Source organism: Nitrospirales bacterium (assembly GCA_031315865.1).
Lineage (GTDB): Bacteria > Nitrospirota > Nitrospiria > Nitrospirales > UBA8639 > JAGQKC01.
This window is the reverse complement of sequence record JALDRJ010000002.1, coordinates 2401452-2415269: the sequence shown is the minus strand read 5'-3', so window position 1 is coordinate 2415269 and position 13818 is coordinate 2401452. Positions and strand designations below refer to the sequence as shown.

15 protein-coding genes are annotated in these 13818 nt (G+C 51.0%); 8 read left to right on the top strand and 7 right to left on the bottom strand.

The features are described from left to right. The first annotated feature begins 165 nt into the window (after nucleotides 1–165). Nucleotides 166–468, top strand: a complete 303-nt coding sequence (locus MRJ96_11020) for a hypothetical protein (protein ID MDR4501971.1) — start codon at nucleotides 166–168, stop codon at nucleotides 466–468. 108 nt (nucleotides 469–576) lie between these two features. Here the strand turns inward: MRJ96_11020 and MRJ96_11015 are convergent, their stop codons facing one another. Further along, complete coding sequence (locus MRJ96_11015) at nucleotides 577–993, bottom strand: hypothetical protein (protein ID MDR4501970.1); 417 nt, start codon at nucleotides 991–993, stop codon at nucleotides 577–579. A gap of 162 nt (nucleotides 994–1155) precedes the next feature. Between MRJ96_11015 and folB the strand changes: the two genes are divergently transcribed. Both folB and MRJ96_11005 read left to right on the top strand, forming a co-directional pair. Next, nucleotides 1156–2082, top strand: a complete 927-nt coding sequence (gene folB / locus MRJ96_11010) for a dihydroneopterin aldolase (protein ID MDR4501969.1) — start codon at nucleotides 1156–1158, stop codon at nucleotides 2080–2082. 11 nt (nucleotides 2083–2093) lie between these two features. Then, nucleotides 2094–2969 (top strand): PHP domain-containing protein, encoded by an 876-nt coding sequence (locus MRJ96_11005; protein ID MDR4501968.1) that lies wholly within the window; start codon nucleotides 2094–2096, stop codon nucleotides 2967–2969. A gap of 72 nt (nucleotides 2970–3041) precedes the next feature. On the opposite strand, the gene MRJ96_11000 is transcribed toward MRJ96_11005, so the two are convergent. Both MRJ96_11000 and MRJ96_10995 read right to left on the bottom strand, forming a co-directional pair. Further along, nucleotides 3042–4055 carry a hypothetical protein gene (locus MRJ96_11000; GenBank protein MDR4501967.1) on the bottom strand — a complete coding sequence of 338 codons (1014 nt, stop codon included), beginning with the start codon at nucleotides 4053–4055 and terminating at the stop codon, nucleotides 3042–3044. 1 nt (nucleotide 4056) lies between these two features. Then, nucleotides 4057–4470, bottom strand: coding sequence for a secondary thiamine-phosphate synthase enzyme YjbQ (locus MRJ96_10995; GenBank protein MDR4501966.1), 414 nt, complete (start codon nucleotides 4468–4470; stop codon nucleotides 4057–4059). Nucleotides 4471–4976: 506 nt separating this feature from the next. Between MRJ96_10995 and MRJ96_10990 the strand changes: the two genes are divergently transcribed. The 5 genes from MRJ96_10990 to MRJ96_10970 all read left to right on the top strand — a co-directional run bounded on the left by MRJ96_10990 (nucleotide 4977) and on the right by MRJ96_10970 (nucleotide 9034). Further along, entirely contained in the window at nucleotides 4977–5546 is a 570-nt protein-coding gene (locus MRJ96_10990) for an SH3 domain-containing protein (GenBank protein ID MDR4501965.1), read from the top strand. Nucleotides 5547–5762: 216 nt separating this feature from the next. Then, nucleotides 5763–5984 (top strand): hypothetical protein, encoded by a 222-nt coding sequence (locus MRJ96_10985; protein MDR4501964.1) that lies wholly within the window; start codon nucleotides 5763–5765, stop codon nucleotides 5982–5984. A 111-nt stretch (nucleotides 5985–6095) separates the two neighbouring features. Further along, nucleotides 6096–6977: a presqualene diphosphate synthase HpnD gene (gene hpnD, locus MRJ96_10980; GenBank protein MDR4501963.1), complete on the top strand. Its 882-nt coding sequence runs from the start codon at nucleotides 6096–6098 to the stop codon at nucleotides 6975–6977. Then, nucleotides 6974–8344: an FAD-dependent oxidoreductase gene (locus MRJ96_10975; GenBank protein ID MDR4501962.1), complete on the top strand. Its 1371-nt coding sequence runs from the start codon at nucleotides 6974–6976 to the stop codon at nucleotides 8342–8344. The genes hpnD and MRJ96_10975 overlap by 4 nt, the downstream gene beginning before the upstream one ends. A 39-nt stretch (nucleotides 8345–8383) precedes the next feature. Next, a complete protein-coding gene (locus MRJ96_10970) occupies nucleotides 8384–9034 on the top strand; it encodes a uracil-DNA glycosylase (protein MDR4501961.1) in 651 nt (216 codons plus the stop codon). 17 nt (nucleotides 9035–9051) lie between these two features. On the opposite strand, the gene MRJ96_10965 is transcribed toward MRJ96_10970, so the two are convergent. From MRJ96_10965 to tldD, 4 genes are all read right to left on the bottom strand, one after another. Then, nucleotides 9052–9678 (bottom strand): 1-acyl-sn-glycerol-3-phosphate acyltransferase, encoded by a 627-nt coding sequence (locus MRJ96_10965; GenBank protein ID MDR4501960.1) that lies wholly within the window; start codon nucleotides 9676–9678, stop codon nucleotides 9052–9054. 408 nt (nucleotides 9679–10086) lie between these two features. Beyond that, on the bottom strand, nucleotides 10087–10590 hold the full coding sequence (locus MRJ96_10960; GenBank protein MDR4501959.1) for a hypothetical protein: 504 nt from the start codon (nucleotides 10588–10590) through the stop codon (nucleotides 10087–10089). Nucleotides 10591–10687: 97 nt separating this feature from the next. After that, a complete protein-coding gene (locus MRJ96_10955; protein MDR4501958.1) occupies nucleotides 10688–12055 on the bottom strand; it encodes a metallopeptidase TldD-related protein in 1368 nt (455 codons plus the stop codon). 65 nt (nucleotides 12056–12120) lie between these two features. Further along, nucleotides 12121–13560 (bottom strand): metalloprotease TldD, encoded by a 1440-nt coding sequence (gene tldD / locus MRJ96_10950; protein ID MDR4501957.1) that lies wholly within the window; start codon nucleotides 13558–13560, stop codon nucleotides 12121–12123. Nucleotides 13561–13818 lie beyond the last annotated feature (258 nt).

The window sequence follows — 13818 nt, the reverse complement described above, 5'->3', positions numbered from 1 at the left end:
GAAAAGGTAGCAACAAACGTGAGTCTAGTCAAGAAAAACCGGCACCAGTTATGAAAACCTCTCGCCCTGATCACGGGCACTCATTGCATGAATTCAACTTGTTTTTTCTCCTAGGGATCATTTATTATACCGCCGCTTTGTTAACTTTTAGGAGGATTCCTTGCTATGAAACGATCAACAGTTGTCTTGCTGACCGCACTGGGACTTGTTTTTCTCTTGAACGGGTGCCAGCAACCATATAAAACGGGAAGTGGAGAAAGCTCATCTGGCAGTTCAGGAACGATGAGCTCTGAGGCAAGTCACGCGTCACCAAAATCTCCAGCAGGCAGGTTACAAGAGTGCCTGGATAGTATCGGCGACGTCAGTCCCGGACAAAAAATGCTGGCAGAGGCCACATGTCACCGGAACGCAAAAACTCAAGAGGCGATGGACAAGAATCCCGGCGATTATCTTCCCCCGCCGAAATAAGCAATCAGTCATCACGCAAAAGCCTTTCTGATGATATAAATGTCAGGAAGGCTTTCGTATGACGCTTGTTGTCCGATACCCTCAACATTTTCACCGCGCCTGTCGAAATCAGCTCTTCTTTTCTTCAGTCACCAGCACCACCCCCTCCATTCCCCCATGGCCCTGAATGAGACAACGAACTGTGTACATTCCTTGAGGTAAGGTCACCTGAACCATCACGGATTGCCCTGGCTCAAGGTTCACATAGTTCCCATTGGTATCCCTTCCTATCGTCGACTCGCCCGTCAGCACGACGGCATGACGTTTCAGGAGCGTTCCATCTATACGATGGCGTTCTTTCCCCTGGTTTCTGATCACCACACGTGTTTCCTGAAATGCCGGCAGCGTAGTCGTATCCGGTGTCAATCGAAATTCTTCGGCCGTGATGAATATCGTCGGAGAACGGTCATCCACCACCCACAACCACCCCAAGAAGAAAAGACCTCCCAATGCCAACAAACCCCGGATCCCGTTTCGGATATTCATGATTTCCCATCACCTTTGAACGACAGAGAACTCGAACCGTTTAATCCATTTCATCGCCTCATCGAGATGAAAGCGGCCAAGTCCGTTCACGTTTTCACACACAGGCCACACCATCTTGACAACCCTCACCCTCTCACAGACAATGCCCCACGCACGATGGATATGCCAATTCTAATCGAGGGCATTCAATGCCTCGTCCATTGCGGGGTCACGTCTGTTGAAAGACGTCAGCCTCAACCCATCGTCATTGATCTAGAACTACGATGCGCGAATTCGCATGCCGCACATTCTGATGAACTGCTGGATACGGTGGACTATGGGAAAATCGTCTCACGAGTCTCCGAAATTGCTACGACCTCACGGTTCTGTCTGCTCGAAGCATTGGCTGACCTCATCAGTCAAACACTCTTTCAGGAATTCCCGATTTCGCAACTCGACGCATGGGTCAGAAAAACGGACCCACCATTAGATCACATCAAAGGTTCAGTCGGAGTTCGACTATCCCACACGAGACCTCCACACGCGCACCGGTCAGGGACCACTTTCCGAAATCCCGAAGTCAGTCAATTTTTCCTCCAGCAATTCGGTAGACTTCAAGGAGGGAAAATTCTTGATATTGCCACCGGCTCTGGACGTCATGCTCTGTTTCTGGCATCACGCGGCTATACGGTCGTTGGAATCGACCGAAATGCGGAAACCTTGGCGCATGTTCAACAGGCTGGCTCAGAAATCCAGAATGGTCACGTGACGACTTCCTGCCTTGATTTGGAGGCAGACCCCGGGAATCCTCCGGACCTTGGGGATCACGAATATGACGGCATTCTCGTGTTTTTCTACCTGTATCGTCCACTGTTTCCGCGTATCCTTCAAGCACTGAAGTCTGGAGGAATCTTGATTTACGAAACCTTTTTAATCGACAATCACATTGTTCACCATCATCCTCGTCACAAAGAATTTTGCCTGCAACATAACGAACTGTTACAGCTGACGACCCCCCTCAGGGTGTTGCAGTACGAAGAAGGCGCGTCTATTAACCCACATTCTCAGGAGCAGACGTTTACTGCACGACTGGTCGCACAAAAGCCCTAAGATTTCGCCGCATGTCCCGCATTGACCTTCACCTTCACAGTACGTACTCGGATGGGAGCTTCTCTCCGCACCAGCTCCTTTCCAAGGCCTCTCATTTTCAGGTAACGGCTTTATCGTTGACCGATCATGATACGACCGATGGTATCAGTGAGGCAGTAGAAGCCGCGTCACACTTGGACATAGAAATCATTCCTGGCGTTGAAGTGAGTTCTTCGTACCAGGGGACAGAGACACACATTCTCGGCTATTTTATCGATCTTCAAAACCCTCTGTTTCAGGATCGGCTGAGGCAGTTACGTCAGAGTCGAAAGGATCGTATACCCAAGATCGTCAAGAAGCTCAACGAAATTGGCGTTCCCCTTTCGCATGAAGATATTCTGTCCATCGCAGGGCACGGCTCCATCGGCCGTCCTCACGTGGCTCAGGCTCTGGTGAAGAAACACTATGTATCCAGTATCGAAGAAGCCTTTTCACAATACCTCAAGGAGGGGGCAAAAGGGTATATTCCGCGCCAACTCCCTGACGCCCAGGAAGCGATCCATTGGATTCGGAGTGCGGGTGGCGTACCCTCCCTGGCCCACCCGGGATGGGTCAGGCATTCAATCCAGGAACTAAAAACGGTTTGCCTGACATTGAAAAAGTACGGCCTTCAAGGTATTGAAGTCTTTCACAGTAGCCATACTTCTCGGCAAATCTCGGAGTACCAGACGTTGGCCAACCGTCTTGACCTGCTTGTCACGGGTGGGAGCGATTTTCATGGAAAACCAAGACCGGAGATCGAAGTCGGAATCGGGAAAGGTAATCTCAATATACCTGGAGATATTCTGGAAGCGCTCAGAACTCGTGCGTCAGAGAACAGGATGGCCGCAGAGGAAACACGAAAATGATAAAAATGGAACTTGGATACGCCTGACAAAAACCTCCCGCCCTTCACTCGTCACTTCACACATCTGCGAGCTTCAATTGTCCGGCGCTTCGACGATATGATTTTCGAATCGCGCACAACCCTCGGCCAAAAGACGATTGGTCAACATTTCTCCTGGCCATTCGATCGGCAAATCCGCTGTAAAGACCCAGACATCCGGAGAGGTCCAAATGGGGCCATGGTCTTCAGGTAAATCAGGATCGAACAAATCCGTCCACACCGGCATATAGACACCATTGCCACACTGAGTATGCAAATGAACGATGGTCCGGCTGCGAACCGGAACTTCTAAGTCATGCCAGACTGCGGCCGTTTCATCCGCTAGTCGATGCAAACGGACGGCATTTTGCGCGTCAAACATCGCATAGGCGGCATACGAAGGCGCTTCCAGCATATGTGGAGCGGAAGCCACCTCCGGGCATTGAGCCACCAGGCCTTGAATCAGCCCTTGACAGTCTTCTTCCTCGAGTGCCTTGGGAAGATCCGTGTCGGACACGCCGACAATCTCGAAGAACAGGAATGCTGTAGACTCAACCGGCGAATGCAAACGTGCCGCGATTGGTTGACGCCGCTGGGAACTGGCGACACCGGTGATATGTTCATGAAGTTTTTGAAGACTTAGAAAATCAAGTGTGGTGTCTGTCAGTAAACGAGGCTCGACATTGACCACCGATCCGATCGAAAGATGCAGATACTTCCGAAGTAGATCGGCCGTTTCGATTGGATCGAGTTTCAACCCTAATGGCGTTTGCAAATTGGCCTGTAACGGGAGTTCCAACGCGGCCAGGATGGCATAGGTTTCTTTCTCCTCAGGTTGTCCTTCGATTAACGCGGCACAGGACGCCTGAGCCAACAAGTCGAACAACCATTCCGCCATACTTTCGTCGAGTGCCGCCAGAACGGTCAAGACATCATGTTCGCGCTCCTGGTCCAGCAAGGCCTGAAGCACTTCGATAGCAAGCTCTGAGTCTCCATGATCATGGCGCCGAGCATTGATCAAATGGATCAAATCTCTGGTTAACGGGTCAGGCCTGTACCAACTCGACATGCTATTCCCCTATAACCTTGACGAGCACGCGCTTTTTCCTTCGGCCATCAAACTCCGCGTAAAAAATTTGCTCCCATGGGCCAAAATCTAACTTTCCATTGGTAATGGCCACGACGACCTCTCTTCCCATCAGTTGTCGTTTGATATGTGCATCGCCATTATCCTCTCCGGTCGCATGATGCCGGTAGGGAGCTCCTTGTGGCGCCAATTTTTCTAAAAACTCATCGTAGTCTTGAATCAACCCGGGCTCATCATCATTGATGTAGACGCTAGCGGTGATGTGCATCGCATTGACCAAGACCAATCCCTCCATAATCCCGCTCTTCATCACCGATCGTTCAACGCGCGGGGTGATATTCAGGTATGCGCGTCGTTCCTCTGTCTGAAACCACAACTCTTCTCGAAAGGCTTTCATATGTCCTTACACAGCCATTATCCGGTTCATTACGCGATGGAGGTCCATTCGTTCTAAACATTCCCTCATTGCTCTTACTCCACAGAAACATTTTCGATAGAACCATTCTGCCTCAGGTCGTCATCAGATGCAACACGCATTCTACCATTCACACGATCAGTCAAACATTCGAATACACATCGAAAAGAGATGGTCGATTGCGAGCGATGAAAAACGCGCCCACAACTATTCTCAACCACAAGAACAAAAGCGATCCCAAGAGGCTACGATTCATGAACACGGGCACTCACTGCGTTCACTGAACTCTCGAAGAGTCGCGAGCCGAAAAATGAATCTCATCGGACACTGGGTTACCATGTGTTGAGTTTGACAAGGTACCCCAGTGGTGGTAAGAAGAATCTAGTTGGGTAGTTGCCCTTAGTAAAATCTCTTTCACGTATCGATATTGAGAGCGTATCGTCGCAAGCAACATCTTGCTGACCCTTTTTTGAATTGGAGCATTCTCTATGATGATCGGAAACGCTCACGTCCTCGCCTCGGTAGAACACCCTCATCCTGCGTGGCCGATTTTTTTGGCCCAAGAGCCCGAACAGGATCTGGAGTTTGATGAAGGCCTTGAAGAAGACGAACTCAATCAACATAAGCCCCCTACCCGACGTCCCCTATTGTGGATACTCTTGTTGTTAATCGCATTCGGCTTGGTGTACTGGACCATGAAACCAGACCTTGCACAGTTCACAGGTTTGCCTGGCTCCTCTGATTCAATGGAGGCATCGCCTTCCTCCCAACCGGAAGCACGCATATCTCATCAGGTTCCATCAACGCATAGCGTCCCAACGCCAAAATTCGGCGAAGGTGAAACGGTCACACTCTCTCCTAGCTCGTCCCCAAGCCTGGCTTCCTTGACACTGACAGCGGATGCTGCAGGCCGACAGCCAGGGCCAAGAATCAGAATCGGCGACTCCTTGCTTATCCTTGATGGACAAGCGATCGACGATCACTGGATCTATGAGATCCGAACTCCTTCAGGGAAGCGTGGATGGGTTTCAGAAAAATATCTTCAGAGTAAGACTTAAGTTGTTCGACCTTGCCTAAGATCCCAGCAGAACAAACGGCTCTGTCCTACCAGAGAAATAAGATCCAAGATTCCACGAAACCATCCCTTTCCATCCTAGAGTCTGCCTGTTAGGATAGGGACGCTCTAGGCTGCTGCCAAAGGCCGCACGTCTCTCAAGTCCCATGCACAATGGGGCTGTTGAATTATTCATTTGCATAGCCCAGAAACGCTCTATATGAGACCGACATCAAAAACGCTGGGAAACGGCTCTGTCCTACCAGAGAATGGTCAAAAAATTTCGTTCAGCAAGGCCGCAGCCATTTTTGCGCGCGGAGCGTACTGGCTCGAGCCAATTCAAGAGCCCTTCGATGGTTTACCGTCCTACAGCGCACAGGGCATGCCGGTGCGTATTGGAATCGGACAGAGATCTGCTCTCGACGTGAGCACGGGAAAATGACGAGAACGCCGCTGGCGGTTTTTTTCAACATTCCCACAATGACACATGCTCATCAGTCGTGTACGCAACACGAATGATGCTTGAAGAAAGCCCGCGACCGTGTCCAACATCATGTCCCCTCAAGACGCACAAGCATACTGCCAAGAGGTTTCTCGAAAGAGTGGGAGTAATTTTTACTACTCGTTTCTCTTTTTACCGCCTGCCCGGCGAGCACTTATGTACACCATCTATGCCTTTTGTCGGGAAGTCGATAACGCGGTCGACGAGCCGCCCATCGGCAGCAATCCCGACGAACAAGTGACTCAGTGGCGAGCAGAAGTGGCGGCCGCATACTCAGGTACGGCCACCTTTCCGGTCACGGTCAGCTTATCGCACCATCTTCAACAGGTAGAGATACCTCAGGAATATTTCCAGGAATTGATTTCCGGAGTCGAGATGGATCTGACCATTAAGCGATATGAAACGTTTCAAGACCTCTATGCCTATTGTTATCGGGTGGCTTCCGTTGTCGGACTCATCTGCTTGAAAGTATTCGGCACATGCTCAGAAAAGGCCGACGAATATGCCGTCAACCTGGGATTAGCCTTCCAACTCACCAATATGCTTCGTGACCTCGCAACTGACGCACAGAATGATCGAATCTATCTTCCGCATGAAGACTTTGTCCGTTTCAATTATTCCGAGCAGGATCTTTTCGCCCTGACGCACAATCCAGCATTCATCGAGTTCATGAAATTTCAATGCGCACGTGCACGGGAATACTACGCCAACGCTCGACGGGTTCTTCATGACTTGCCGAAGGCTGACCGTCATTCCCTCATTGTTGCTGAAATCATGCGTGGAGTGTACAGTCGCATACTCGATCAAATTGAAGCACAAGACTATCGAGTATTTGAAAAGCGGGTCAGCTTACCTTCCCTCAACAGACTCGGTATCGCGGCCAAGATTTGGCTGCGTTCTTCCTTATCGGGGATTACCGCACAGCAGGCGTGAAACCACACATTCTCGTGATGGGGGCTGGCCTGACCGGCCTCACCCTAGCCTATCGCCTCTCGCGTCAAGGGTTTCGCGTGTCCCTCATCGACCGCAACTCCCCTAATTCTTCGTCACCGCATCGACAATCCATGGACACCATCGAGGGTCAGACTCACACCGCTGCCCTGCATCATTCTTCCAACCACCTGCCAATCGTGGTCCACAGGTTTCAGCAAGCCACCTGGAACCTCTTGAAGGAATTACAGCTGACCTCGTTGGTCACGGATACCCAGGCCGTGCCATTCGAGTTTGTCTTGCCTGCTCACCAGCTCAGGTCATTTCATCCCGTCTACGCGCCATCTCCCTTTCACACGCTGTTCAGACTGTTGCTGTTTCAGGGAATGCCATTCTCGGATCGTTGGGCTTTGCTCAAGAAAGTCGAACAGTATTGGGAAGGAGAGTTGACGGTTCCCCAGAATATCGATAGCCAAAGCGTCAAGGCGTGGCTCACCACGCATCAACAATCCAGGCAGGCCTGCGAGGCTATCTGGAACTCATTGTGTGTTTTCTTCCTTGGGACAAAGAGTGAGGAAAGCTCGGCCCGCTACTTCACCACGTTGCTACGACAGTGTTTTTTATCCGCACGGACGCATCACCGAACATTCATTCCGGCTCTGGACGAAGAAAGCCTGTTTTTATCACCGCTGCGGTCTTTCTTCGCTACGCAGCCGATGAATCGGCTTTTCCATTCCATCGTCTCGTACTTTCAATGTGACGGTCCACATATCTCTTCCGTTAAATTGAGCGACGGTACGGCCCTCACGGCAGACATGTATGTCTCGGCCCTTCCTCGTCGTAGACTCATGGCCTGCCTTCCCGAACGTCTGCAAGCCAAGTTTGCCTACTTTTCGAACCTGTCGCAATTGGACGATCAAACTCTCTTGACGACTCAGTGTGAACTCTCGATCGGCATCGACAAGCCAAGATTCCTCCTCTTTTCTGATCCCTGCGGTTGGATGACCATACGACCATCTTCTGACCCTTCCACGGCCAAGACTCACGTTTCATGGGTTACGTTGAGTAAGCCAGACATCCAGTCCCCCTCGACTCAAGAAGATCTTGAACCGATATCGTTTCTTTTTCCTCAACTCTTCAAGAAAAGCCTCTCCCAACTCACGCCCACGAACATACGGAAAACATTTCAGACGTTTACAGCCTGCCACCCGAATAATTCGTCATTTCGTCCTCTCCCCAAAAGTCCTCTGACGAATCTTTTTGTAACGGGTCCGTGGACCGATACCGGCTTGCCTTCGAGTAGAGAAAGCAGCATCGTCAGTGCTGACTCATGCGCCACAGAGCTCATCCAAAACCTGACACAGCGGTGAATTGACAAGGCTCTTGTTGGACTCTAAGATGCCCTGCTTATGACGCTTGATGAATTGAAAACATCGTTAACCGACTGTCAGCGATGCCGGCTCTCTTCCGGTCGTACGCGGGTGGTCTTTGGCGTCGGCAATGCGCATGCGGATATCATGTTTGTGGGAGAAGGCCCAGGGTATTATGAAGACAAGCAAGGCGAACCATTCGTCGGTGCCGCAGGGAAACTCCTGACTGAATTGCTGGAGTCAGTCGGTCTTTCGCGTCAAGAGATCTACATTGCCAACGTGGTCAAATGTCGACCGCCCAATAACCGAGACCCTCAACCGGACGAAATCGAAACATGCCAGCCTTTTCTGCTTCAACAAATTCACCTGATACAACCGAAGCTCGTGTGTAGTTTAGGAAATTTCGCGACACAGACATTACTCGGCCAAAAGGTCGGCATTACGAAGGTCCGTGGAAGAACATTCCAGCGTCCGGACTTCGTCCTCTTTCCACTCTTGCACCCAGCGGCGGCTTTACACCAAGGTAACCTGCGCACCCCTCTTAAAGAAGATTTTGAAAAACTCAAAAAAGTCTTGGATGAAATGAAAAACCCACAGACCGCCTCCCCAAAAGGAGGTCCTGACCTGAGCACCGCTGACCCTTCCGAGCCCACGACTGAGGTTCAACCGACACAAATGAACCTGTTTTAGCCCCACACCTTCCCGTCTCACCGGTTCACCGATATCTCTTTGCGAATATCTTCGATCGCGGTCATGACTCGAGTCGTCACCTCGTCAATGCGAGTTCGGTCAGGCTTGTCCGCTTTGGCAAAGACTAATGGATCCCCATAATGCACCACGGCTTTACAGGGAATGCAGAGCGTCTTGATAATTGACGTCACCGATCGCTCGCGAGCCCACACCACGGAAGCTGGCACGATTGGAGCCCCGGTTTTCAGTGCAAGATATCCAATGCCAGGCCGTCCCCCTTCATCACGATGCCGATCGAGTCCTCCTTCAGGAAAGAGACCAACCACACCGTTTCGACGTAGACGCTGAAGCATGCCACGAACCGCCTGAATATCTTGTGCGCCTCTCCGGACAGGAATCGCGTCAAACGCTTCATAGGCCCACTGAAAACATGACACGTAAATTTCCCTCGCCATCAGAAAAGAGATGGGGCGACCGGCTGAGGCTAGAAGAACAAGCGGATCTCCTAATGACGTATGGTCGCACACCAATAGGACCGGGCCCTCGGCTGGTAACGGTGATGGTGACAGGCGTTTTACGCCGAACATCAGCCTGCAAACCAATCGATTGAGTCGAGACAACCAGATATAGTTGAATGTCGACACGCTATAGCCATTTCAGTGATACCGAAACGATACAGTGCTCCATTGTACTCCTTGGCTCTTCAAGACGTGAGAGAAACATCCATGTGTGCCAGGACATCCAAGCGGGTATCACCTTCCGTCTCCTTTAGCGTCGTACCGCGCGGGCTTTGTCGTATGTACCGATTGGAACGTGTTTGGATTCGCTATCGGCAGAAGAGTTGACGTTCCTCGCCATGACAGATGCAAATGATAGATGCAACGACGTGTCTTCCGAAATGAACGACGTTCTTTAGAAATGCGGGATATGTAGGAAACCTACCCTACACTGCGCGGGTCAGCCTTGAAATGAATCGGGATAGGAATTTTAACATGATTGCTTGACATAACAATGTCCTGGAACATGGGAGCGTGAATATCAGGGTTGCGACATCATCGTGAATCGTGTGACACCGTACTTTCGGAGTCGCTTTGATCCTCTTCATTCGACGCTGAAGTCGAGTCTGCAGAGTCAGCCTGGGCGTCAGGATCATCCGCCAGTTCATCAAACATTTCATCTTCGGGATTGACATGCCACCGGACTAACATCTCGTCCCACCAAACCTCATTCACCGAATCACCAGGATCAACCCCCAAATTCTTCACATCATCACTCGTGATCGATGAATCGATCACGGACGGCTTGAAACAGGCCCGGTCAATAACCTCTTTGGTCGCAAACCCTCCCACAATCCATGATGGAGGATCAGCCCGTCGTGACTTATACGCTTGCAAACCATGCTTCAAATACAGAAAAATTTTCTTTTGAACGTCATCTTCCAACCCACTTGGAGGGAGTGAAAGCATCTTTTCGATTTTTTTTCGCCATTCCCGTTGATTATACCGGGAAGTCATCAACTGAATGGCCTTTTCACCTTCTATTGCATCAAGCGGCATACACTCCTACCTTTTGGCTTTCAGTTGTATTGTACGAAAGTTTCTTCACATGACCAAACTCTTGGAGTCGGCCATGTGAGCTGACTCTTGACATTGATTAATTCCCAGCCACCATCATTTCCCGAATTTTTAACGTTGGGCACGCAACCCGATGGCGAAATTCGAGATCATCACCGACAACTTCGATATCTGCAAAGATCTGCTTGAGATTTCCAGCGATGGTAATTTCCTCGACAGGATACGCCAGTTCCCCATTCTCTATCCAGAATCCGGCAGCTCCACGTGAATAGTCTCCCGTCAGCATATTCACCCCAAATCCGATTAATTCCGTGACATAGAGCCCTCGCTTCACAGACCCAATGATGTCGGCCGGGGAAACCGAACCCGGAACCAGGTATAAATTCGTGGGGCCGACGGACGGACTGTCTCCCACTCCTCGCGAGGCATTGCCCGTAGAGGACATTCCCAATTTGCGGCCCGAGTACGTATCCAACAGATAACTCGTCAACAAGCCATTTTCTATGACCCCGGTCTTTCGTGTGGCCAGACCTTCTCCATCAAACGGCCGAGACCCAAGACCTCCCGGCATTCGTCCATCGTCATAGACCGTCACGAATTCAGGAGCAAGCCGCTTGCCTAATTGGCCTATTAAAAACGAGGCTCCCTTATAGAGTGAATATCCGGAAACCGCCGAGGCTAGATGTCCGAGAAGACTTTGCGCTGTCTCTTGATCGAAGACGACGGGCACCTGTTGCGTGGAGATTTTCCTGCCGCCTAACCGTCGAAGCGCTCGGCGCGCGGCTTCTTTTCCCACAGACTCCGGACTCTCCAAGGCTTCATACTTTCGTTTCACCGTATACCAGGAATCGCGCTGCATCCCATCATGTTCAGGATCTTTGGCGATCGGTGACGTGGAAAGTGAATACGTAGAACTTTGATGTGCACCGATAAACCCGTGATGGTTGGCCAAAAGCACGGTCCCGTGCGAGGCACTACATTCTGCGCCTTCGGAGTTCGTTATTCGAGCATCGGCATCCAGAGCGGCTGTTTCAGCTCGACGAGCCAGGTCTATTTCTTGCTCGACACTCAAGTTCGTCGTATCGAATAATTGAAGATCCGGAAAATCTTGAGTCATACTTTCTGCCTCAGGAAGCCCTGAGAATTCATCTTCAGCCACTTCCTTCGCAAGAGCACACGTGTCCGTCACCAAACGAGCTACGGATTCTTTCGAGAAATCAGACGTCGAAGCACTCGCCGAACGTTTCCCAAAAAATACCCGCAACCCTAAACTTTTCTCCCGGGCTTTGGAAAGGCGGTCAACAGCAGAAAGTCTGACCTGCACCGAAACAGAGTCGCCTTCAGCGACTAGAACATCGGCTTCAGTCGCACCGAGGGATCTCGCGTGGGCCAGCATTTCCGTTGCCATCGAAGCAAAAGGGTGATCTTTCGTGAGAGCGGTGGTCATACTCATTGGATAGCGGATTACAGGACAGGATCGAGATCCCCCCGGCGTCGGCCAATAACCGAGCCTTAACCTACATTCGTCCCCCCCACTGTTATTTCATCGATACGAAGCGTGGGCAAGCCTACGCCAACTGGCACTGATTGCCCTTCTTTTCCGCAGGTGCCAATCCCTTCGTCGAGCTTGAGGTCATGTCCGACCATGGAGACTTCTTTTAAGATGTCCGGACCGCTGCCGATCAAGGTTGCCCCCTTCACCGGCCTTGTGACCTTTCCGTCTTCGATCAAATACGCCTCGCTCGCAGAAAAGACAAATTTCCCGTTCGTGATATCGACTTGTCCCCCTCCGAATGAGACGGCGTACAAGCCTTTTTTAACAGACCGGATAATATCATCGGGGTCCGATTCTCCGGCTAACATGAACGTATTGGTCATACGCGGAAGAACGATGCTCCGAAAATCTTCTCGACGCCCATTTCCGGTCAAGGGTATGCCCAGAAGTTTGGCGTTCAATCGATCGGTAATATACCCGCGGAGCACCCCCTTCTCTATCAAAACGGTCTGAGAGGTCGGGGTGCCCTCATCATCCATATTCAACGACCCACGCCTAAACGGCAATGTCCCGTCGTCGACAATCGTGCAGACATCAGAGGCGACTCGTTGTCCGATCATATCACTAAAGGCCGATGTCTTACGGCGATTAAAATCCGCTTCTAACCCGTGCCCGATGGCTTCATGCAATAATATCCCCGGCCATCCTCCCCCCAACACAACTGGCATGACTCCTGCCGGCGCATCAACGGCCTGAAGGTTCAATATCGCTTGCCGTGCCGCTTCGCGTGCAAATTCCTCCGCCCGGTCGTTTTCGAAATAATACGAAAACTCAACGCGTCCCCCTCCACCATAGGAGCCCACTTGATGGTTCTGCCCCTCTTCGGCGATGCAAGTAACTTGCAAACGAGACAGGGGCTGTATGTCACCGACAATTTGCCCATCTGAATTGGCGACAATCACAGCCTTCTGCTCTGTCGAGAAGGAAGCCATGACTTTGGAAATGCGCGGATCGTACCCTCTCGCCACCCGATCAATCAGGTACAACAAGGCGACCCGCTCCTTGGTGGCAATTTCGCTGATGGGCTGTTTGAGCGGGTAGAGATCCTGTGTCGGGGCCAAGCAATGGGTAACGGCTATTGGCTCTTCCCCTTGAGGGGATTGGGCGATATAGCGAGCGGTGTCCGCAGCGATAGCGAGATCTTCTTGAGAAAGATCGTCCGAATAGGCGAAACCCGTCTTCTCTCCGGCCGTAGCCCGGACCCCTGCCCCCTGGCCCACATGCTTGACCGCTCGCTTGACAATCCCCTCTTCCATGGACACGGACTCTGAGATATTCGACTCAAAATAGATATCGGCATAATCAATGTCACGAGTCTTAGCACGGCCGAGTGCGTGCTGGACATCGCGTTCCTGCAAGGAGAAATCTGAGAGCTGAGGAGATGCTGAACGTTCCATGCTGACCTTGTCTTCGCGCAATATCTGAACTGAGCCGAAAAGAAAGCAGAGTATAGCCCATCCTATTTTGGCTGTGCAATTTCTAGTCACGCCCGATATCCAATCGATATGCAATCAGCATGTAATGAGATCGGGCATGAATATGAATGAATAGGCATGATGAGTTCACGTTTCGTCCTACTAGGCGTTTGACAAACCCCTGATTCCTCATTAGACTAAAAGTTAGTCCTGTTCATCAGGGCGTTCCTAACACAAGTC